We start from the raw sequence: 19,071 nt of genomic DNA, 5'->3' as shown, positions 1-19,071 counted from the left end.
CTCGGGGACATGCCCTTGCGGCGTGTCCCCATGAACAAGCGCCGCGCCCGCCGGTGGGGACACGCCGCAAGGGCATGTCCCCGGCTTCAGCTCACCGCGCCGCCATCTCCGCCACCAACGCCACCTCGTTGGCCGAGCCCAGCACCACCGGTACGCGCTGGTGCAGCTTGGTGGGCTGGATGTCGAGGATGGGATTCACGCCGTCGGTCGACCGACCGCCCGCGCGCTCGACGATCAGCGACATAGGGTTGGCTTCGTACAGCAGCCGCAGCTTACCCGGCTTGTCGGGCTCGCGGGCGTCCCAGGGGTACAGGAAGATCCCGCCGCGCATCAGGATGCGGTGGACGTCGGCCACCATCGAGGCGACCCAGCGCATGTTGAAGTTCTTGCCGCGCGGCCCGGCCTTGCCCTGCAGGCAGCCGTCGATATAGCCCCGCACCGGCTCGGCCCAGTGGCGTTGGTTGGACATGTTGATCGCGAACTCGGCGGTGTCGGCCGGGATCGCCACCTGGCCATGGGTCAGCAGCCAGGCGCCGTCGGCGTCGAGCGTGAAGGCCACGACGCCCTGGGACAAGGTCAGCACCAGCATGGTCTGCGGGCCGTAGACCGCATAACCGGCGGCCACTTGGCGGCGGCCCGGCAGCAGGAAGTCCGCCTCGCTGGGCGCCACGCCGGCCGGGGCGGGCAGGATCGAGAAGATCGTGCCGACCGAGACGTTGACGTCGATGTTGCTGGAGCCGTCCAGCGGATCGAAGGTGGCCAGGTAGCCGCCGACCGCGCCGGTGGTCTCGATCACTTCCAGTTCCTCGGACGCCAGGCCGGCCACCAGCGGGCAGCCGTTCAGCGCGTCGCGCAGGATGTCGTTGGTGATGATGTCGAGCTTCTTCTGCTCCTCGTCCTGGACATTGACCAGGCCGGCCGCGCCCAGATTGCCCAGGATCGCGCCGGAGGCCACCACCTTGCTGATCTCGGCGCAGGCGCCGGCGACCACGGCCACGACGGTTTTCACATCGTCGCTCGCCGGTTCGTTGGCGAGCCATCCGGCCAGATCGGTCAGCGTGGTCATGGAGAGCCTCGTACTGCAGAAGGGATTCGGCGCGACCTTAGCGCGCGCGGAGGGTTTTCCGATCCGGTTGGATCGACGCCCTGCTCTAGGATGTTGTCGTGACGCATTTTGCGGCGATGGACCGGCGTCGGTGTTGGACGGAAGGCCTAGGCCTTCCGCTTCATCCGCACTTCGCGCACCGTGCCGGTCGACGAGTTCATCACCAGCGTGTGGGTGTGGACGAAACCGCCCTTGTAGGTCACCCCATCCAGCAGGTTGCCCCAGGTGACGCCGGTGGCCGCGAAGATCGCGTCGGCGCGGACGATCTCGTGCAGGTCGTACTTCTTGTCGAGTTCGGTGATGCCCCACTTGGCGGCGCGGGCGCGCTCGTCGCCGTTGCGGAACAGCAGGCGGCCCTGGAACTGGCCGCCGACGCATTTGAGGGCCGCGCAGGCCAGCACGCCCTCGGGCGCGCCGCCGGAGCCGACATAGAGGTCGATGCCGGTCGAGGGGTCGGTGGTGGCGATCACCCCGGCCACGTCCCCGTCGGTGATCAGATAGAGCCGCGCGCCGACCGCGCGGATGCTGGCGATGATCTCGGCGTGACGCGGACGGTCCAGCACGCAGACGGTGATCTGGTCAGGCGCGACGCCCTTCGCGGCGGCCACGGCCCGGATGTTGTCGGCGGGCGACTTGTCCAGGTCGATCACCCCGGCCGGCAGGCCCGGGCCGCAGGCGATCTTGTCCATATAGGTGTCGGGGGCGTTGAGCAGGCTGCCCTTGGGCGCCCAGGCCATCACCGCCAGGGCGTTGGGCATGGCCTTGGCCGTCAGGGTGGTGCCTTCCAGCGGGTCGAGGGCGATGTCGATCTTCGGACCTTTGCCGGTGCCGACCTTCTCGCCGATATAGAGCATTGGCGCTTCGTCGCGTTCGCCCTCGCCGATCACGATCTCGCCGTCGATGGCCAGTTCGTTCAGCGCGTTGCGCATGGCGTCGACCGCGGCCTGGTCGGCGGCCTTCTCGTCGCCCCGGCCCACCATCGTCCACGAGGCGATGGCGGCGGCTTCGGTCACGCGGACCGCATCCAGAACCAGAGCGCGGTCCAGGGTCTTCGAACTCATCAACGTCTCCCAGCCTATGCGAGGCTTTTGGTCCGACCGCTTTGCGCGGTTCTCAGATGCGCGCGACGCGCAAAAGGCGGGGACGCTCTAGCACGGCGTGCAGCTTTTCGATGCGACTAATCGCGTCCAGCAGGTTGGATTCGGGCGTCGCGTGGGTGACGAGCACGATCGGCACGCCCCCTGCCCCCTCGACGGGCTTCTGCAGGAAGCTGTCGATCGACACGGCGCATTCGGCCAGGGTCTCGGAGATGGCGGCGATCGCCCCCGGCTCGTCACGGACCATGATCCGCAAGTAAGCCTTGCCCACCGAGCGGGCCGGATCGACGGCCACGAACGGCTTCAGCTGGCCGGCCGGAGCCTGGAACACCGGCCGCTTGGCGCCGGTCATCACGTCGGCGATGTCGGCGGCCACGGCGGCGGCGGTCGGGCCCGCGCCCGCGCCCGGCCCCTGGATGAAGATCCGGCCGATCCGCTTGCCCTCGATGAACAGGGCGTTGAGCGCCCCGCCCGCCTGGGCCAGCGGATGCTCCAGCGGGACCAGAGACGGATGCACCTTCACGGCCACGCCGTCGTCGCTCTTGGCGGCGCCGGCCACCAGCTTGATGCGATAGCCCAGGTCCTTGGCCAGCTTGATGTCGAGAAGCTCGACGTCGCTGATGCCCTCGATCTCGGCGGCGTCGAACTTGGGCGCGCAGCCGAAGGCCAAGGCGGCCAGGATGCTGATCTTGTGGCCGGCGTCGAAGCCGCCGACGTCCATGGTGGGATCGGCCTCGGCATAGCCCAGCCCTTGCGCCTCGCGCAGCACGTCGGCGAAGTCGCGGCCGGCCTTCTCCATCTCGCTGAGGATGAAGTTGCAGGTGCCGTTGAGGATGCCGGCCACGCCGATCACCTCGTCGCCGACCATGGCTTCGCGCAGCATCTTCACCGCCGGGGTGCCGCCCATCACGGCGGCCTCGAACAGCAGCGGCGCGTCGTTGGCCTCGGCCAAGGCCGCCAGTTCGGCGCCATGCTCGGCGATCAGCGCCTTGTTGGCGGTGACCACCGGCTTGCCCAGCTTCAGGGCCGCCTCGACCGCGGCCTTGGCCGGACCGTCGCTGCCGCCGACCAGCTCGACGAACAGGTCAACGTCCGGCGACGAGGCCAGGGCGACGGGGTCGTCGAACCAGGCCAGGCCCGAGATGTCGACCGTGCGCGGCCGCGACTTGGAGCGGGCCGAGACCGCCGTCACCACGGCGCGGTCGCCGGCCGGGGCGAAGTCCGGCTGCTCGGCCAGGAACTGCAACAGCCCCCCGCCGACGGTGCCGAGGCCGGCCACGCCGACGCGCCAGGTCTTCTGGGTCATGTTCGCATTCCTAAACTCTGCGGCCGGGCAGCGCGTCCGCGCCCTAGACCTGTTCCATCTTGTTGTGCGCCTTGGCCAGGATCGTGTCGGCGTTGGCGATGAACTTCTTGACGTTACGGGCGGCCTGCTTGATCCGCTGCTCGTTCTCGACCAGGCCGATGCGGACATAACCCTCGCCGTACTCGCCAAAGCCGATGCCGGGGGCGACGGCGACGCCGGCCTCCTCGATCAGCAGGCGCGAGAACAGCATCGAGCCGGCGGCCTCGAACTGTTCGGGGATCTTGGCCCAGGCGAACATCGAGGCCGGCGGGTTGGGGATGTCCCAGCCGGCGCGCTTCATCGACGACACCAGGGTGTCGCGGCGGCTCTTGTAGATGCCGCGGATCTCGTCGACGCAGTCCTGCGGGCCGTTCAGCGCCGCGGCCGCGGCCACCTGCACCGGGGTGTAGGCGCCGTAGTCCAGATAGGACTTCACGCGCGCCAGGGCCGCGCAGATGCGGGCGTTGCCGACCACCATGCCCACGCGCCAACCGGCCATGGCGTAGGTCTTGGACAGCGAATTGACCTCGACGGCGATGTCCTTGGCCCCGTCGACCTGCAGGATCGAGGGCGGCGGGTTGTTGTCGAAATAGATCTCGCCATAGGCCACGTCACTGATCACCAGCAGCTCGTGCTTCTTGGCCAGGGCCACGGCGTCCTTGTAGAAGTCCAGGTCCACCCATTGGGCGGTCGGGTTGGACGGATAGGACAGGATCAGCACGCTGGCGGGCGGCACCGAGTGCTTGGCGGCGCGGCTGATGTTGGACAGGTACTGCTCGGGCGACAGCGCCGGCACGTGACGGATGACGCCGCCGGCCATGATGAAGCCGAAGGCGTGGATCGGATAGGCGGGGTTGGGACAGATGATCACGTCGCCGGGCGCGGTCAGGGCCTGGGCCAGGTTGGCGAAGCCTTCCTTGGAGCCCAGGGTGGCGATCACTTCGGTGTCGGGGTTCAGCTTCACGCCGAACCGGCGGCCGTAATAGCCGGCCATGGCCTTGCGCAAGCCGGCGATGCCCTTGGACGCCGAATAGCGGCCGGCCTTGGGGTCGCGCGCGGTCTCGATCAGCTTGTCGACGATATGCTTGGGCGTGGGCATGTCGGGATTGCCCATGCCGAAGTCGATGATGTCGGTGCCCTCGGCGCGGAGGCGCGCCTTGATCTTGTTGACTTCTTCGAAGACGTAGGGCGGCAGGCGACGGATGCGGTGGAAATCGGAGGTCATGAAATGCTCATTGCGCCGCAGCGGCGCGCCGGGAGCGGATGTCGGGCATGGATAGACCCCGAGCGGGGCCTAGCCAAGCCAGTTACGGGGATTTTATGCCTCCGTCGCCCTATTGGGGCTTGGACGGAGGCGCGGTAGCTCGGTCGCGCGCCGCCTTGGCGAAGGCTTCGGTCGCGGCGCGGTCGGCGTCGGTGGGGATGTCGCTGGGCGGCGCCTTGCCGATCTTGCGGGCCTTGGACGCATAGCCTTCGGTGTCGGACAGGGTCCAGGTGCTGGGCGCGGTTTCGCGCTTCAGCTTGTCGGCGGCGATCTTCTCGGCCCCCACGGCCTTCTTGAACTGGACGGGCGTGCGCACGTCGGTCGGGATCGCCGGAATGTCGATGAAGCGCGGCGCGACGGCGTCCTTGGAATCCTTGGCGGCGGCGTTGGCCGCGGCGGCCACCGGGGAGCTGGGATCGGCCGGCGGCGGCGTGAACGGCGAGATCGACGAGGCGCACGCGGTCAGTCCCGCCAGCAGGCCCACCAGCAAGCTGACTTGGGCCGCGCCGCGAAAGAGTACGCCAAGACGTACGATTTTACCGGTTTCGTCGTTCATCTTGTCTCAGGTCTTATGCGATGATCGCGTCGAGCGAAAGGCCATCCGAACCGCCAAGGCGAGATGGTCCAAGAGAACACGGTGGAAGGAAGTCCATGGCCACGACCGAAACCTCCCCCAAACCGCGCAAAAAGCCGGCCGCCGGGGCCGATGCGACGGCCACCGCCGCCAAGACCAAGGCCAAGCCCGCGCCGAAGGTTCCGCCGAAAGCCGACCCGCAGCCGGACTCCCGCGCCAAGGCGGCCGAATCGGCCACGCGCCCCGAGCGTCCTGATCCGCCGCCCGTCGCCGGCGCCCTGCCCGACTTCGAGGCCTTCCTGTCGCCCGACCAGCGCCAGATGCTGGAGACGCTGTCGGCCAACCTGGCCCGCGCCGCCGTCACGGCCCAGGGCGCGATCGCCGAGGCCGCCCTGCGCCAGGCCGACCGCCCCGCCGCCCTCAGCCCCGACCCCTTCCACGTCGGTCCGGCCTTCAATGAGGTGATGACCAGCCTGGCCGCCCAGCCCGACCGCCTGCTGCGCGCCCAGGCCGACCTGTTCAGCCGCTACATGGACCTTTGGCAGTCAGCGGCCCGCAAGATGACCGGCGAGCCGACCCAGCCCGTGGTGGTCCCCGCCCAAGGCGACAAACGGTTCAGCGACCCCGACTGGGCCTCCAACCCGATGTTCGACATGATGAAGCAGAGCTACCTGCTGTCGTCGAACTGGCTGAACGAGTTGGTCTCGCAGGCCGAGGGCGTCGATCCCAGCGCCAAGCGCCGGGTCGAGTTCTTCACCAAGATGCTGACCGACGCCTTCTCGCCATCGAACTTCCTGATCTCCAACCCCGCGGCCCTGCGCGAGGTGATGCAGAGCAAGGGCGAGAGCCTGGTGCGCGGCATGAAGAACTTCGCCGCCGACCTGGAGCGCGGCGGCGGCCAACTGGCGATCAGCCAGACCGATCTGGCCAAGTTCAAGGTGGGCGAGAACGTCGCCACCGCCCCGGGCAAGGTGGTCTACCAGAACGACATCCTGCAGCTGCTGCAGTTCACCCCGACCACCGAGACGGTGCACGAGATCCCGCTGCTGATCTTCCCGCCGTGGATCAACAAGTTCTACATCCTGGACCTGCGCCCGGAGAACTCGATGATCCGCTGGCTGACCGGCCAGGGCTTCACGGTGTTCGTGGCCTCGTGGGTCAATCCCGACAGCCGCCAGGCCGACAAGACCTTCGAGGACTACATGTTCGAGGGGATCTACGACGCCAGCCAGCAGGTGATGACCCAGTGCGGCGTCGACCGGGTCAACACCGTCGGCTACTGCATCGGCGGCACCCTGCTGTCCTGCGCCCTGGCCCACATGGCCGCCAAGGGGGACAAGCGGATCAATTCGGCCACCTTCTTCGCCGCCCAGCAGGACTTCTCCGAGGCCGGCGACCTGCTGCTGTTCACGGACGAGGCCTGGATCAAGACCATCGAGGAGCAGATCGACCGCCAGGGCGGCTACCTGCCCAGTCAGTCGATGGCCGACACCTTCAACAGCCTGCGCGGCAACGACCTGATCTGGTCGTTCTTCATCAACAACTACCTGATGGGCAAGGAGCCCCGGCCGTTCGACCTGCTGTTCTGGAACGCCGACCAGACGCGCATGCCCAAGGTCCTGCACCTCTACTACCTGCGCAACTTCTACAAGGACAACGCCCTGACCCAGGGCCGCCTGACCCTGGGCGGCGAGACCCTGGACCTGTCGAAGGTCAAGACCCCGATCTATGTGCAGTCATCCAAGGACGACCACATCGCGCCCTATCGCAGCGTCTATCGCGGCGCGCGGGCGTTCGGCGGGCCGGTGACCTTCACCATGGCTGGATCGGGCCATATCGCCGGCGTGATCAACCACCCGGACGCCAACAAATACCAGCACTGGACCAACGAGCACCTGCCCGGTTCCGTCGAAGGCTGGCGCGCTGGGGCGGTCGAGCATCCCGGCTCGTGGTGGCCGCACTGGGCGACGTGGCTGAAAGCCAAGTCCGGCAAGCAGGTTCCGGCCCGTGATCCGGCCAAGGGGCCGCTGAAGCCGTTCGAGGACGCCCCCGGCAGCTATGTCCGGGTACGGTCGAACCCGGCGACATAGTGTCAAATCGAATTCGGATCGCCCGTCATCCCGGAAGGCTCGCAGAAGCTTTCCGGGATGACATCGTGAGGATTGGCTCATCAAACCCTGTGTGAGCCCCGTTCAGATCAGCCCCATCTCGTAGGCCAGCTCGACCGGCATGGCCTCGGCGCGGTCGATCAGCGGCTGCACGCGCTCCAGATGCTCGGTGAACCGTGGGTCCCGGCGGAAACGCTCGGCGTCCTGGGCCGTCTCGAATGACGAGATCAGCACCACCACGCCCTTGGCCGGCGACTTCAGCATCCGGCTGCCGCGCACGCCCTGGACCTGGCCGCGCACCCGCATGAACTGGGCGTGCTGCAGGGCGACGAACTCATCGAACCTGCCGGGCTTGGTCTGGATGATGCTGATGCTAAAGACCGGTGGATCGGACAGGGCGGCGGCGACCGTGGCGCGATCGGGAATGGTGAGCGTGGTCATGGAAGCTCCTGGAAAAGGCGTTGCCGTGAAAGGAGCCTCCCGTGTAAAACCTCAACCAAAGTTGAGGTCAAGCGCCAATGCCAAGGATCGATGAACCCGTCCTTCCCGGCGGTACGCTGAGCGTCGGCGAGGTGGCCAGGCGCAGCGGCGTGGCGGTCTCGACCCTGCACTTCTACGAGGCCAAAGGCCTGATCCGCAGCCTGAGGACCGAGGGCAACCAGCGGCGTTTTCCACGCGGGATCCTACGCCGGGTGGCGGTGATCAAGGTGGCCCAGCGCACGGGAATCCCCCTCGCCGCGATCCAGGCGGCGCTAGCCCGCCTGCCCGACGGCCGCGCGCCGACCGCCGAGGAGTGGGCCGAGCTGTCTCGCGCCTGGCGGGCCGAACTGGACGACCGCATCCGCACGCTGAGCCAGCTGCGGGATCAGTTGGACGACTGCATCGGCTGCGGCTGCCTGTCCCTCAAGGCGTGTCCGCTACGCAACCCGCAGGACGTGCTGGGCGCGCAGGGCCCCGGCCCCCGGCTCCTGGAGCCCGAGGCCGGCTGATCGCGCGCGAGGTTCGCCCAAAACTCGCCAGGATTGTACTGGAGCTTTGCGGCATGGGACTCAACCGCCGGACCGCTCTGGGCATGCTGGTCGCCACGCCTCTGACCGGCGTCGGCCAAGCCCGCGCGCGGCCAAGCCCTGCATCCAGCGGCGAGCGTCTGGCCCAGGCCGCGCGCAGTCAGGTCGGCGTGACCAAGGACTACGATCCCAGCTACCGCGCGATCCCCTACCCCTACGGCGACGTGCTGCGCTCGACCGGCGTCTGCGCCGACGTCCTGATCCGCGCCGCGCGCGACGCCTGGCGCGTGGACCTGCAGCAGTTGGTCCACGAGGACATGAGCCGAAACTTCGACGCCTATCCCTCCCGGCGAGCCTGGGGACTGAAGGGGCCGGACTCCAACATCGACCACCGCCGGGTGCTGAACCTGGAGACCTATCTGACGCGCCAGCGCGCCCGCCTGGCCCTCGCGCCGGACAGGGCCGCCGGCGACCGCTTTGACGATCCGCTCCCCGGCGACATCCTGACCTGGCGCGTCTGGGGTGGCCGGCCGCACATTGGGGTGGTCAGCGAAGGCCCCGAGCGGGTGCGGGTGGTCCACAACATCGGCGGCGGCGCGCGCGAGGAGCCGCTGTGGATGTTCAAGCTCCACACAGCGATCGGGCACTATCGCTGGCGGGCGTGAGGTGAACTTGAAGTAAGGCACTCGGCGCCTTACAATCGGCCGCCCCAAGGGAGCTTTCCAATGGCCGTCGAACTGTCCGTCACCGCCAAGGGCCAGATCACGCTGAAGCGTTCGGTGCTCGACCACCTGGGCGTGCGCCCAGGCCAGAAGGTTGGCGTAAACCTTCTGCCGAACGGACGGGTCGAAATCATCGCGGCTCACGATCGCGCGCCGAAGCTCTCCAGCCTGCGTGGCATCTTGAAACGCCCTGGCCAACGGGTCGTCAGCCTGGAGGAAATGCAGGACGCGATCGAAGCTGGCGCCAACGGCGAATGAGGGTCGCGCTCGACACCAATCTGCTTGTGCGGCTGGTCGTCGACGACGATGCCGCCCAGGTCGATCAAGTCGAGCGCCTTCTCGACCGAGCCGAGGAAGTCTTCATTCCGATCATCACGCTGTGCGAAGTCGTTTGGGCGCTGCGCCGGTCCTACAGGATGCCGACAGCGAGCATCGTGACCGCCTTGCGAAGTATCGCGGGGATCCAATCCGTTGCGATCGATCGCCCGGCTTTCGAAGCCGGGCTTGAAATGCTCGCGAGGGGCGGAGACTTCGCCGACGGCTGCGTGCTGTTCGAGGCCAAGCGCGCGAAGTGCGATCGTCTGGCGACTTTCGACAGGACTTTCGCCGCGCTCAGTGACGGCTTCGCGTCGCCGCCTTAGAGGCCGGTCCTAAAGCCCCGCGCCTTCCTTCAGGCCCAGCATCAGGTTCAGGTTCTGGACCGCCGCGCCGGACGCGCCCTTGCCCAGGTTGTCGAGCAGGGCCACCAGGCGCACCTGGCCGCTGGTCTCCGATCCGAACACGAACAGCTTCAGGCGGTTGGTGTTGTTCAAGCCTTCCGGGTCCAGCGTGGTCAGGCCCTTGGACTCATTCAGCGACGCCACCTCGACAAAGGCTTCGCGCGCGTAGTGGTCGGCCAGGGCGGCGTGGATCTGGGTCATGGAGACACTGCCGTTCAGCATGCTCAGGTGCAGCGGCAGTTCGACCAGCATGCCCTGGGCGTAGCGGCCGACGGCCGGGGTGAAGATCGGGCGGGTCAGCAGGCCGCCGTGGGCCTGGATTTCGGGCAGATGCTTGTGGTTCAGGCCCGTGGCGTAGATGCGGTAGGGAACCCTGGTGTAGTTCGACGAGGTCTCGTCCTCGAACTCGGCGATCATCGCCTTGCCGCCGCCGGTGTAGCCCGACACGGCGTTGAACGAGAGCGGCAGGTCGGCGGCGATGATGTCGTTGGTGACCAGCGGCCGGACCAGGGCGATGGCGCCCGTCGCATAGCAGCCTGGATTGGACACCCGCGTCGACCAGGCGACCTTGCCGCGCTGCTCTTCATCGAGTTCCGGAAAGCCGTAGGTCCAGCCGGCCGCGGTGCGGTGGGCGGTCGAGGCGTCGATCACCTTGACCTTCGGGTCCTCGACCAGCGCCACGGCCTCCTTGGCCGCGTCGTCGGGCAGGCACAGGATCACCGCGTCGGCGCCGTTCAGCATCGCCTTGCGGGCCTGGGGGTCCTTGCGCTTGTCCGGGTCGATCGAGACCAGTTGCAGGTCCTTGCGGCCGACCAGGCGCTCGCGGATCTGCAGGCCCGTGGTGCCGGCTTCGCCGTCGATGAAGACTTTCGGCAAGGTCGCCATACCAAATCACTCCTCGATCTGGGCGACCGCCCAGTCGTCTAAGGTCGAGTGGAACACCACGATGGGCCAACCGGGTTCACGTTCGGCCCATGTCAGGTGCACCTGGGCGATCCGGCCATCGGAAGCCAGGAAAATTACGTCGTCATTGTCATTCCGCCGCGCCAGGGCGACGGGCGCCAAGTGATGCAGGGAATGGCCGAACAGCATTTCGCGATAGAGCTCGTCGGTCAGAAAAACCGCTTCGTCCGTGTCCGCGATATCGCGCCATTGTGACGGCCATCCCGAATCCGGCTGCAAGCGCATGACGTGCTCCAAGAAAAAGGGCGCTCCGGCCGAAACCGAAGCGCCCCTTTCCAAACGCGTAGAAGACGCGCTAGCGCTTCGAGAACTGGAAGCTGCGGCGGGCCTTGGCCTTGCCGTACTTCTTACGCTCGACGACGCGGCTGTCGCGGGTCAGGAAGCCGTGCGGCTTCAGCAGGGTGCGCAGGCCGGGCTCGTAGTAGGTCAGGGCCTTGGACAGGCCGTGACGCACGGCGCCGGCCTGGCCCGACAGGCCCGAGCCTTCCACGGTGACGACGACGTCGAACTGGCCTTCACGGTCGGTGACCTGGAAGGGCTGGGCGATCATCATGCGCAGCACGGGGCGAGCGAAGTAGACTTCCTGGTCGCGACCATTGATCGTGATCGTGCCCTTGCCGGGCTTGATCCAGACGCGGGCGATCGCGTTCTTGCGCTTGCCGGTCGCGTAGGCGCGGCCTTGGGCGTCGAGCTTCTGGACGGCCGGAGCGGCCGCTTCGGGGTTGCTGGACAGGCTGGCCAGCGCGTCAAAGCCTTGAGCTTCGGACATGACTTAGGCGCTCCGGGTGTTCTTGGCGTTGCGCGAAGCGAAATCGATCACTTCGGGGCTCTGCGCTTGGTGCGGGTGCTCACCGTTGTTGTAGATGAGCAGGTGGGTCAGTTGCTTGCGCGCCAGGGGGCTTTCCTTGGGCAGCATGCGTTCGACGGCCTTTTCCAGGACGCGTTCCGGGAAGCGGCCTTCCAGCAGCTTGCGCGGGGTGGTCGACTTGACGCCGCCCGGGTGACCGGTGTGGCGATAATAGACCTTGTCGTCCAGCTTCTTGCCGGTGAACTTGACCTTGTCGGCGTTGATCACGACGACAAAGTCGCCGCAGTCGACGTGCGGGGTGTAGTCGGGCCGGTGCTTGCCGCGAAGACGCATGGCGATGAACGTCGCCAGACGACCGACAACGGCGTCCTGGGCGTCGACCACGATCCACTTCTTCTCGACCTCGGCGGGCTTCAGGGAAGCCGTGGTCTTTTGCATGGGATTGATCCGTATTCCTTGTGCGTCGGGGGCCAAGGAAAGCGGCTCCGTCTGCGTGAGGGGCGGCAGGTACAGGACGGTTCGCGGCCTGTCAACAATGCGCGCGCAAGAAACTCCGCAAACCCTTACAGAACAAGGGATTTCGCGGTGGGGTATCATAATACCTCACCGCGGGTTGGCTTCCTACTTGGCGTCGCCGTCGAACCCGTAGGCATGGCGCATGATCTGGTAGAGATAGCTCTCCTCCACCACGCCATGGACCAGGTACGACCCCGGCCCGTCGGCGAACACGCCCACGTCCTCGCCCGAGTGGGCGCTGCTGGGCAGGTTGGCGACGGCGTTCTGGTGGTAGTCGATGTCGTCGGTGTCCTCCTTGGAGGGATCGGCGCGCGAGCCGCCGCCCTCGGGGCCGCCGGGGCCGGTGGCGAAGCTGAGCACCGTGTAGGGCTTGCCGTCGCCGGCCACGACCGGCTCGCCCTCGTTGCCGGCCAGGCCCAGGATCGGGGCGTTGCGGACGGCATAGCCCGAGATCACCAGGCCGTGGCTGTGGTCGGCGGTGACAATCACCAGGGTGTCGTCCAGGTTCACCTTGTCCAGCACCGCCTGGACCGCCTTGGAGAACTCGACCGTCTCGGTCAGGGTCCGCTTGGCGTTGTTCAGGTGGCTGCCCATGTCGATCTTGCCGCCCTCGACCAGCAGGAAGTAGCCCTTGGGGTTCTTCGACAGCAAGTCGACGGCCTTAGTCGCCATGGCCGCCAGGGTGGGCACGCCCTGGCCCAACACCGGGCGCTCGACCTCGTAGGGCAGGTGTTCGCTGGCGAACAGGCCCAGCACCGGCCCGGTCTTGGCCGGGTCCAGCGCCGCCAGTTCGGCGTCGGTGGTCACATAGGCGGCGTTCGGGGCCTTCAGCCATTCGGCGGTCAGGTCGCGGCCGTCGGCGCGCTTGCCGTCCTTGGCGTCGGGCAGGAAGCGCGAGCGCCCTCCCCCCAGGGCCACGTCCAGGCGCAGGCTGGCCGGGGCCTCGACCAGCTGGCGGGCGATGTCCTTGCAGCCGGCGGCCACCGCGTCGGTCGGCATGTCGCCGTCGCCTTCCCAGTCGCGATAGGCGGTGTGGGCGTAAACCCCCGCTGGAGTGGCGTGGGTGATGCGGGTGGTGGTCACCGCCCCGGCCGACAGACCGTGGGCCTTGGCCAGTTCGGCGATGGTCTCGACGCGGGTCCCCGCCTCGCTGGCGCAGCTCTCGGGCTTGGCCGCCCCGCTCAGGCCGATGACCTTGTTGCGAGTCTTCACGCCGGTGGTGATGGCGGTGATGCCGGCGGCGCTGTCGGTCACCTGGGTGTCGTGGCTGTAGGTCTTGGACAACGCCGTCCATGGCAGCTTCTCGAACGACAGCGCGTTGCTCTCGCCGTCGACGCCGCGCTGCTGGCCTTCGTAGATGCGGCTCGCCACCACGGTCGAGACGCCCATGCCGTCGCCCAGGAACAGGATGACGTTCTTGGCCTTGCCGGTGCGGGGATTGATCGTCAGGGCCTTGGCCAAGGCGACCTGGCCGGCCTGGTAGTAGGCGTCGCCGGGCGCGGCGTTGGTCACCGGCGCGGCCGGCTTGGCGGCCGGCTTGGGCGCGGCCAGGGCCGGAGCGGCCGAAACGGCGACGAGGGCGGCGGCGAGGAACAGGGAGGCGCGGGTCACGGAAAAGCTCCAGCAAGGACGTCGGACGTCCTGTGCTGGCGTTTCGTGACAGTTCTTTGAGCGGTCGCTTCGAAAGCCGTGCGTCCTTCGAGGCCCGCTGCGCGAGCGCCTCAGGATGAGGAAATCAGAGACGACCCACGCTTCTCATCCTGAGGTGCGAGCCAAAGGCGAGCCTCGAAGGACGCAAAGCCTAAGGCCGCCTCACCCGCCAGGCGAAAGTCGTGGCGGTCGCCAGCAGGATCGCCGCCCCGGCCTGGTGCAACACGCCCAGCGCCAGGGGCACGGCGGACATCAGGGTCCAGATCCCCAGACCGGCCTGCAGGCAGACGACGCCGACCAGGACGAAGGCGGTCAGCTTGGCCTCCTCGGGCAGTCGTCGCGAGCGGGTCGCGGCGACGCCCAGGACGATGGCGGCGACGAACAGGGCGTAGGCCATCAGCCGGTGGTGCAACTGCACCGCCCCCTGGCTGTGGGCGATGGTGCCCCAGAAGCCGTGGCCGGCGTATTCGGCCGGGATCAGCGCGCCGTTCATCAGCGGCCAGTCGTTATAGACCAGGCCCGCGTCATTGCCGGCCACCAGGGCGCCCAGCAGGCTCTGGAAGAACACCGCGCCCAGGAAACCCAGGGCCCAGCCGCGCCAGTCGGTGCGCTCCTCGATGCGCGGCGAGCCGGACCAGGCGTCCAGGGCGGTCCAGATCAGAAAGACGAACAGCGCCAGGGCGAGGCCCAGGTGGATCATCAGCCGCTCGGGGGCCACCGAGACCCGCTCGGACAGGCCGCTGGACACCATCCACCAGCCGACCAGCCCCTGCAGCCCGCCCAGGCCCAGCAGCACCGCGCAGCGCCAGATCAGCCGCCGGGGGATCATCCGCCGAACCAGGAAGAACACGAACGGAATGGCGAACACCACCCCAACCAGCCGCCCCAGCAGCCGGTGCGCCCACTCCCACCAGAAGATGCCCTTGTAGGCCTCCAGCGTCATGCCGGCATTGACCAGCCTGTACTGCGGGATCTTCTTGTAGAGCTCGAAATTGGCCCGCCAGGCCTCGTCCGACATCGGCGGCAGGGCGCCCATGATCGGCTTCCACTGGGTGATCGACAGGCCGGAGTCGGTCAGGCGCGTCGCGCCCCCGACCACCACCATGCCAAACACCAGGACGGCCACGACGAACAGCCACACGGCCACGGGCCTTGAACGATCGGAACGCAGGAAGGACGTCATGACAGCCGGAAAGAACGCCTGTTAGGGGCCGAAATACGGCGAAGCCTTGCCGTACGCCCGACATGCGCGGCCGTCCATGCCTCATGACGCGTAGGGCCTCACATGCGATGATGCCCTGTGCTGGATCGGAGACCGGGATGAGCGGGGTTGGCGTTTTTGTGGCCGCGGTGATCGGCATCCTGGCCGGCTGGGTGGCCGACCTGGTGCTGGCCCGCCACCACGGGCTGTTCACCAAGCTCTTGATCGGCGTCGTCGGTTCGTTCATCGGGACGTTCATCGCCCAGCGGCTGGACCTGAGGTTCGACGGCTTCCTCGGCAGCCTGCTGGTCTCCAGCGTGGGCGCGATCTTCTTCCTGGCCGTTCTCGGCATCTTTTCGAGCATCTTCCGGAGACCCGCTTGAGCGCTCCCCTCATTCCCGCCCGCCTGCGCAAACTGATCGGCGGGATCGGCATACTGGTGTTCCTGGGCGCCTGGATCTGGGCCTTCACCAGCCTCTACGATTTCCTGCCGGACAATCGCGCCGTCCAACTGATCTATTTCGTGGTCGCCGGCCTGGGCTGGGGTTTGCCGCTGATGCCGCTGATGTCGTGGATGGGCAAGGCGGACAAGCCCGTCGGGCGCTGACATCGTGCGTCCTTCGAGGCTCGGCTGCGCCTCGCACCTCAGGATGAGGAATTCAGAGCAACAGAGTTCCTCATCCTGAGGCGCCGCGAAGCGGCTTCGAAGGACGCACAGCATCGAAACGAAAAAGGCCGCCCCGGAGGGCGGCCTTTCCATTCTTCCGGTCTCAAATCCTCACGAGGAGGAAATGGTCGGAGCGACAGGATTCGAACCTGCGACCCCTTGACCCCCAGTCAAGTGCGCTACCAGGCTGCGCCACGCTCCGATCCGGAAGGAGCGCCCTTATAGGTGCGAGCCTTGCCGGGGGCAATGGGATTTCTCGGGCAATTCCCAGGGATTTGAAGCGCCCCTCAGGCGCCTCGCAAAAGCCCGTCCAGCCGGGCTTTGACGGCCTGCAGGTCGTCCAGCGCCAGGACCAGCCGGTCGCGCGCCTCGTCGGCCAGGTCGCCGCGCGGAAGCGAATCGAGGCTCGCGACGGCCAGGGCGTCCAGCGAGGCCGAGCCGTTGTCGCCCAGGCCCGCGGCGATCACGTGGGTCAGGCCCTGCTCGCGGTGCAGCTTCTGCACGCCCTTGATAGTGTAGCCCTCGGCGTGCAGCAGGGCGCGCACGCCGCTCAGCACGGCGATGTCCTGCGGGCGGTAGAACCGCCGCCCGCCGGCCCGCTTCATCGGGCGAATGAACGAGAACTTGGTTTCCCAGAAGCGCAGGACGTGCTGCGGCACGCCCAGCTCGTCGGCGGCTTCGGAAATCGTGCGGAAGGCGTTGGGCCCCTTCGCCACCGCATCAATTCCTTCTTAGCCGCCGAGGGCGCGGTCGATTCGCGCCTTCATGACCTGCGAAGCCCGGAAACCGATCACCCGGCGGGGCTCGATCTCGGCGGGCTCGCCGGTCTTGGGGTTACGGCCCATGCGGGCCCGCTTGTCGCGCACCTGGAAGACGCCGAAGCCGGAAAGCTTGACCGTCTCACCCTTCTCCAGCGCCTCGGCGACCAGATCCAGGGTGCGTTCGACCAGGCCCGCACAGTCCTGGCGGGTCAGACCGACTTCCTCATGGACCGCCTCGCAGAGATCGGCCCGGGTCAATGTCGCGCCTTTCATGACGCCCCCTTTACGCTGGATTGACAAACCCCAGAGCGCGCGCCTCGGACGGGGTGGAGCCCCGTGTTTCTGCAACGCGCTCTCATCAACTCCAGCCTGCATGCCGTGATTATCGCATGGAGTCAAAGGCTGAGCGCCAGGACTTGAGACGATCACGCAAGCTGGCGACTTAAAACGGCGAAGCTTGGCTTCAAAGTCGCAGAACGCAGGCGCCCCAGGTCAACCCGCCGCCCATCGCCTCGAGCAGCAGCAGCTGGCCCGGCTTGATCCGACCGTCGGCGATTCCCTGGGCGAAGGCCAGGGGGATTGAGGCGGCCGAGGTGTTGGCGTGCAGGGCGACCGTCGAGATCACCTTGTCCTCGTCGATGCCGACCCGATGGGCGACCCCGGCCAGGATGCGCTGGTTGGCCTGGTGGGGGATGAACCAGTCGACCTCGGGGATCGTCACGTCGGCCGCCTTGGCGGCGGCGTGGATCGCCTCGGAGATGTTGATCACCGCGTGCTTGAACACCTGGTTGCCCAGCATGCGCAGCTTGCCGACCGTGCCCGTGGTCGACGGGCCGCCGTCGACATAGAGCAGCTCCTGCTTTGTGCCGTCGGCCCGCAGGGCGAAGCCGAGCACGCCCTGATCGGCCGTGGTCCCCTGCCCTTCGCGCGGCTCCAGCACCACCGCCCCAGCCCCGTCGCCGAACAGCACGCAGGTGCCGCGGTCGGTCCAGTCCATCAGCCGGGTCATGGCCTCGGCCCCGATCACCAGGGCGCACTTCGAATGCCCCCGGGCCACGAAGCCGTCGGCGACGCTGAGGGCGTAGACGAAGCCCGAGCAGACGGCCTGGACGTCGAAGGCGATGCCGACCGGCGCGCCCAGCTTGCGCTGGACGATGGTGGCCGTGGCCGGGAACGTCATGTCCGGCGTGGTGGTGGCCACGATGATCAGGTCGACGTCGGCGGCGGTCTTGCCGGCCCGCTCCAGCGCCTGCTGGGCGGCGCGGAAGGCCAGGTCCGAGACCGGCTGGTCGTCGGCCACCTTGTGGCGCTGGCGAATGCCGGTGCGTTCGACGATCCAGGCGTCGCTGGTGTCGACCGTTTCGGCCAACTGGTCGTTGGTGACGATGTTGTCCGGCAGATAGGCCCCGACGCCGGTGACGGCGCTACGAATTACGCTCACTCGGAAGCTCCCTGGCCTTCGGCGCCCGACACGCCTCCAGCCTTTTCCTCTTCTGCACCGCCTTTGAGGCTGGTTTCGGTCAGACGTTTCAGATTGCGTTCGATCTCGGCCGAGAAGTCGCTGCGCGCCAGGTCGACCGCCACGCGGATGGCCGAGGCGTAGCCCAGGGCGTCGGCGCCGCCATGGCTCTTGACCACGATGCCGTTCAGGCCCAGCAGCGGGCCGCCGTTGACGCGGCCCGGATCCAGGCGCCGGCGCATCTTCTTCAGCGCGCCCGAGGCGATGAGCGCCCCCAGCATGGCCAGCGGGCCGGACGTCAGGGTGGCCTTGATCTCGGCCCCGAAGAACCGGGCCAGGCCCTCGGCGGTCTTCAGGGCGACATTGCCGGTGAAGCCGTCCGTGACGACCACGTCGACCGTGCCCTTGGCGATGTCGGTGCCTTCGACGAAGCCGCGATAGTCGAAGTCCAGCCTGGTTTCCTTGAGGATGGCGTGCGCCTCGCGCACCTCCTCATGGCCCTTCTGGTCCTCGGAGCCGACATTGAGCAGGCCCACGGTCGGGCGCTCGGACCCGTGCACCGCGTGGTGGAAGGCCGCGCCCATGATCGCGAACTCGATCAACTGCTTGGCGTCGCTCTCGACATTGGCGCCGACGTCCAGCACCGCCGAGACGCCCTGCATCGTCGGCCAGCTGGCCACGATCGCCGGGCGCTCCAGATTGGCGCCCATGCGCAGGATCAGCTTGGAGATCGCCATCAGGGCGCCGGTGTTGCCGGCCGAGACGCAGGCGGCGGCCTCTCCCGCGCGGATCGCTTCGACCGCGTTCCACAGGCTGGTGCCCTTGCCCCGGCGCATGGCCTGGGCGGGCTTCTCCTCCATCGAGATGGCCTTGTCGGTGTGGCGCACCTCGCTGACGGTCCGGGCGTCCGGGCACTTGGCCAGCTGGGCGTTCAGCTGGGCTTCGTCGCCGTGCAGCAGGAAGCGGACGTCGGGCAGGCTCTTGGCGGCCAGCGCCACGGCGGGCACGATCACGGAAGGACCGTGATCCCCGCCCATGGCGTCGATCGAAATGACTACGGGGTTAGGCACGAGGCGCTATCGGCTCCTGTAGCGGCGCACCGCCC

The 19,071-nt window shown here is 67.8% G+C and carries 23 protein-coding genes, 1 tRNA gene and 1 pseudogene; 8 read left to right on the top strand and 17 right to left on the bottom strand.

Translation table 11 applies throughout. The features are described from left to right. Positions 1-91: 91 nt before the first annotated feature. The 5 genes from ASD47_RS19420 to ASD47_RS19400 form a co-directional block, all read right to left on the bottom strand. Positions 92-1,066 carry a class 1 fructose-bisphosphatase gene (locus tag ASD47_RS19420; protein ID WP_056760046.1) on the bottom strand — a complete coding sequence of 325 codons (975 nt, stop codon included), beginning with the start codon at positions 1,064-1,066 and terminating at the stop codon, positions 92-94. Between the two features lie 146 nt (positions 1,067-1,212). Next, complete coding sequence (gene glpX, locus ASD47_RS19415; protein WP_056760044.1) at positions 1,213-2,166, bottom strand: class II fructose-bisphosphatase; 954 nt, start codon at positions 2,164-2,166, stop codon at positions 1,213-1,215. A gap of 52 nt (positions 2,167-2,218) precedes the next feature. After that, entirely contained in the window at positions 2,219-3,508 is a 1,290-nt protein-coding gene (locus ASD47_RS19410) for a homoserine dehydrogenase (protein ID WP_056760042.1), read from the bottom strand. A gap of 43 nt (positions 3,509-3,551) precedes the next feature. After that, positions 3,552-4,772 carry an LL-diaminopimelate aminotransferase gene (locus ASD47_RS19405; RefSeq protein WP_056760040.1) on the bottom strand — a complete coding sequence of 407 codons (1,221 nt, stop codon included), beginning with the start codon at positions 4,770-4,772 and terminating at the stop codon, positions 3,552-3,554. Positions 4,773-4,881: 109 nt separating this feature from the next. Next, the gene (locus ASD47_RS19400) at positions 4,882-5,367 is read right to left on the bottom strand and encodes a hypothetical protein (protein WP_056760038.1); all 486 of its coding nucleotides are present in this window, start codon (positions 5,365-5,367) and stop codon (positions 4,882-4,884) included. A gap of 95 nt (positions 5,368-5,462) precedes the next feature. On the opposite strand from ASD47_RS19400, the gene ASD47_RS19395 reads away from it, so the two are divergent. Next, entirely contained in the window at positions 5,463-7,475 is a 2,013-nt protein-coding gene (locus ASD47_RS19395) for a class I poly(R)-hydroxyalkanoic acid synthase (RefSeq protein WP_162251682.1), read from the top strand. A gap of 102 nt (positions 7,476-7,577) precedes the next feature. Here ASD47_RS19395 and ASD47_RS19390 read toward each other — a convergent pair whose 3' ends face one another. Next, positions 7,578-7,934 (bottom strand): antibiotic biosynthesis monooxygenase, encoded by a 357-nt coding sequence (locus ASD47_RS19390; RefSeq protein ID WP_056760036.1) that lies wholly within the window; start codon positions 7,932-7,934, stop codon positions 7,578-7,580. A 77-nt stretch (positions 7,935-8,011) separates the two neighbouring features. Between ASD47_RS19390 and soxR the strand changes: the two genes are divergently transcribed. The 4 genes from soxR to ASD47_RS19370 are packed head-to-tail and all read left to right on the top strand — an operon-like array spanning position 8,012 to position 9,863. Beyond that, on the top strand, positions 8,012-8,482 hold the full coding sequence (gene soxR, locus ASD47_RS19385) for a redox-sensitive transcriptional activator SoxR (protein WP_056760034.1): 471 nt from the start codon (positions 8,012-8,014) through the stop codon (positions 8,480-8,482). Positions 8,483-8,535: 53 nt separating this feature from the next. Further along, on the top strand, positions 8,536-9,165 hold the full coding sequence (locus ASD47_RS19380) for a DUF1287 domain-containing protein (protein WP_056760032.1): 630 nt from the start codon (positions 8,536-8,538) through the stop codon (positions 9,163-9,165). A gap of 60 nt (positions 9,166-9,225) precedes the next feature. Beyond that, positions 9,226-9,480, top strand: a complete 255-nt coding sequence (locus tag ASD47_RS19375) for an AbrB/MazE/SpoVT family DNA-binding domain-containing protein (protein WP_056760031.1) — start codon at positions 9,226-9,228, stop codon at positions 9,478-9,480. Continuing rightward, entirely contained in the window at positions 9,477-9,863 is a 387-nt protein-coding gene (locus ASD47_RS19370) for a type II toxin-antitoxin system VapC family toxin (protein WP_056760028.1), read from the top strand. The genes ASD47_RS19375 and ASD47_RS19370 overlap by 4 nt, the downstream gene beginning before the upstream one ends. 9 nt (positions 9,864-9,872) lie before the next feature. Here ASD47_RS19370 and argC read toward each other — a convergent pair whose 3' ends face one another. The 6 genes from argC to ASD47_RS19340 all read right to left on the bottom strand — a co-directional run bounded on the left by argC (position 9,873) and on the right by ASD47_RS19340 (position 15,061). Next, positions 9,873-10,826 carry an N-acetyl-gamma-glutamyl-phosphate reductase gene (gene argC, locus ASD47_RS19365; protein ID WP_056760025.1) on the bottom strand — a complete coding sequence of 318 codons (954 nt, stop codon included), beginning with the start codon at positions 10,824-10,826 and terminating at the stop codon, positions 9,873-9,875. 6 nt (positions 10,827-10,832) lie between these two features. Further along, positions 10,833-11,129 carry a hypothetical protein gene (locus ASD47_RS19360; RefSeq protein ID WP_056760023.1) on the bottom strand — a complete coding sequence of 99 codons (297 nt, stop codon included), beginning with the start codon at positions 11,127-11,129 and terminating at the stop codon, positions 10,833-10,835. 70 nt (positions 11,130-11,199) lie between these two features. Beyond that, a complete protein-coding gene (gene rpsI / locus ASD47_RS19355; protein ID WP_028040415.1) occupies positions 11,200-11,673 on the bottom strand; it encodes a 30S ribosomal protein S9 in 474 nt (157 codons plus the stop codon). Positions 11,674-11,676: 3 nt separating this feature from the next. Continuing rightward, positions 11,677-12,150 carry a 50S ribosomal protein L13 gene (gene rplM / locus ASD47_RS19350; protein ID WP_028040416.1) on the bottom strand — a complete coding sequence of 158 codons (474 nt, stop codon included), beginning with the start codon at positions 12,148-12,150 and terminating at the stop codon, positions 11,677-11,679. A 183-nt stretch (positions 12,151-12,333) separates the two neighbouring features. Further along, positions 12,334-13,839, bottom strand: coding sequence for an alkaline phosphatase (locus ASD47_RS19345; protein WP_056760022.1), 1,506 nt, complete (start codon positions 13,837-13,839; stop codon positions 12,334-12,336). A 190-nt stretch (positions 13,840-14,029) separates the two neighbouring features. Beyond that, complete coding sequence (locus ASD47_RS19340) at positions 14,030-15,061, bottom strand: COX15/CtaA family protein (protein ID WP_056760021.1); 1,032 nt, start codon at positions 15,059-15,061, stop codon at positions 14,030-14,032. A 137-nt stretch (positions 15,062-15,198) separates the two neighbouring features. Between ASD47_RS19340 and ASD47_RS19335 the strand changes: the two genes are divergently transcribed. From ASD47_RS19335 to ASD47_RS28310, 3 genes and pseudogenes are all read left to right on the top strand, one after another. After that, the gene (locus ASD47_RS19335) at positions 15,199-15,462 is read left to right on the top strand and encodes a GlsB/YeaQ/YmgE family stress response membrane protein (protein ID WP_056760019.1); all 264 of its coding nucleotides are present in this window, start codon (positions 15,199-15,201) and stop codon (positions 15,460-15,462) included. Then, positions 15,459-15,686: a DUF2842 domain-containing protein gene (locus tag ASD47_RS19330; RefSeq protein WP_056760017.1), complete on the top strand. Its 228-nt coding sequence runs from the start codon at positions 15,459-15,461 to the stop codon at positions 15,684-15,686. Before ASD47_RS19335 ends, ASD47_RS19330 begins: the two co-directional genes overlap by 4 nt. A 24-nt stretch (positions 15,687-15,710) precedes the next feature. After that, positions 15,711-15,772, top strand: a pseudogene (locus tag ASD47_RS28310) (hypothetical protein); the annotation flags it as partial. 99 nt (positions 15,773-15,871) lie between these two features. On the opposite strand, the gene ASD47_RS19325 reads toward ASD47_RS28310, so the two are convergent. From ASD47_RS19325 to plsX, 5 genes are all read right to left on the bottom strand, one after another. Continuing rightward, positions 15,872-15,948 (bottom strand) — tRNA-Pro (locus ASD47_RS19325). An 85-nt stretch (positions 15,949-16,033) separates the two neighbouring features. Continuing rightward, positions 16,034-16,462 (bottom strand): MerR family transcriptional regulator, encoded by a 429-nt coding sequence (locus ASD47_RS19320; RefSeq protein WP_056760015.1) that lies wholly within the window; start codon positions 16,460-16,462, stop codon positions 16,034-16,036. Between the two features lie 15 nt (positions 16,463-16,477). Next, on the bottom strand, positions 16,478-16,780 hold the full coding sequence (locus ASD47_RS19315; protein WP_012287059.1) for an integration host factor subunit alpha: 303 nt from the start codon (positions 16,778-16,780) through the stop codon (positions 16,478-16,480). Positions 16,781-16,970: 190 nt separating this feature from the next. After that, complete coding sequence (locus tag ASD47_RS19310; protein ID WP_056760013.1) at positions 16,971-17,948, bottom strand: beta-ketoacyl-ACP synthase III; 978 nt, start codon at positions 17,946-17,948, stop codon at positions 16,971-16,973. After that, positions 17,945-19,036 (bottom strand): phosphate acyltransferase PlsX, encoded by a 1,092-nt coding sequence (gene plsX, locus ASD47_RS19305; RefSeq protein ID WP_235525956.1) that lies wholly within the window; start codon positions 19,034-19,036, stop codon positions 17,945-17,947. The genes ASD47_RS19310 and plsX overlap by 4 nt, the downstream gene beginning before the upstream one ends. Positions 19,037-19,071: the final 35 nt, after the last annotated feature.

Source organism: Caulobacter sp. Root1472, assembly GCF_001426985.1.
Classification (GTDB): Bacteria; Pseudomonadota; Alphaproteobacteria; order Caulobacterales; family Caulobacteraceae; genus Caulobacter; species Caulobacter rhizosphaerae.
The sequence above is the reverse complement of the archived record's forward strand: the minus strand, read 5'-3'. Positions and strand labels throughout refer to the sequence as shown.

Excerpts from the sequence above, each read along its gene's own strand:
- ASD47_RS19390 (WP_056760036.1), bottom strand. The coding sequence starts at position 7,934 with ATGACCACGCTCACCATTCCCGATCGCGCCACGGTCGCCGCCGCCCTG.
- ASD47_RS19375 (WP_056760031.1), top strand. The coding sequence starts at position 9,226 with ATGGCCGTCGAACTGTCCGTCACCGCCAAGGGCCAGATCACGCTGAAG.
- glpX (WP_056760044.1), bottom strand. The coding sequence starts at position 2,166 with ATGAGTTCGAAGACCCTGGACCGCGCTCTGGTTCTGGATGCGGTCCGC.
- ASD47_RS19315 (WP_012287059.1), bottom strand. The coding sequence starts at position 16,780 with ATGAAAGGCGCGACATTGACCCGGGCCGATCTCTGCGAGGCGGTCCAT.
- soxR (WP_056760034.1), top strand. The coding sequence starts at position 8,012 with ATGCCAAGGATCGATGAACCCGTCCTTCCCGGCGGTACGCTGAGCGTC.
- ASD47_RS19420 (WP_056760046.1), bottom strand. The coding sequence starts at position 1,066 with ATGACCACGCTGACCGATCTGGCCGGATGGCTCGCCAACGAACCGGCG.
- rpsI (WP_028040415.1), bottom strand. The coding sequence starts at position 11,673 with ATGTCCGAAGCTCAAGGCTTTGACGCGCTGGCCAGCCTGTCCAGCAAC.
- rplM (WP_028040416.1), bottom strand. The coding sequence starts at position 12,150 with ATGCAAAAGACCACGGCTTCCCTGAAGCCCGCCGAGGTCGAGAAGAAG.
- argC (WP_056760025.1), bottom strand. The coding sequence starts at position 10,826 with ATGGCGACCTTGCCGAAAGTCTTCATCGACGGCGAAGCCGGCACCACG.
- ASD47_RS19395 (WP_162251682.1), top strand. The coding sequence starts at position 5,463 with ATGGCCACGACCGAAACCTCCCCCAAACCGCGCAAAAAGCCGGCCGCC.
- ASD47_RS19335 (WP_056760019.1), top strand. The coding sequence starts at position 15,199 with ATGAGCGGGGTTGGCGTTTTTGTGGCCGCGGTGATCGGCATCCTGGCC.
- ASD47_RS19370 (WP_056760028.1), top strand. The coding sequence starts at position 9,477 with ATGAGGGTCGCGCTCGACACCAATCTGCTTGTGCGGCTGGTCGTCGAC.
- ASD47_RS19340 (WP_056760021.1), bottom strand. The coding sequence starts at position 15,061 with ATGACGTCCTTCCTGCGTTCCGATCGTTCAAGGCCCGTGGCCGTGTGG.
- ASD47_RS19405 (WP_056760040.1), bottom strand. The coding sequence starts at position 4,772 with ATGACCTCCGATTTCCACCGCATCCGTCGCCTGCCGCCCTACGTCTTC.
- ASD47_RS19360 (WP_056760023.1), bottom strand. The coding sequence starts at position 11,129 with ATGCGCTTGCAGCCGGATTCGGGATGGCCGTCACAATGGCGCGATATC.
- ASD47_RS19410 (WP_056760042.1), bottom strand. The coding sequence starts at position 3,508 with ATGACCCAGAAGACCTGGCGCGTCGGCGTGGCCGGCCTCGGCACCGTC.
- ASD47_RS19380 (WP_056760032.1), top strand. The coding sequence starts at position 8,536 with ATGGGACTCAACCGCCGGACCGCTCTGGGCATGCTGGTCGCCACGCCT.
- ASD47_RS19400 (WP_056760038.1), bottom strand. The coding sequence starts at position 5,367 with ATGAACGACGAAACCGGTAAAATCGTACGTCTTGGCGTACTCTTTCGC.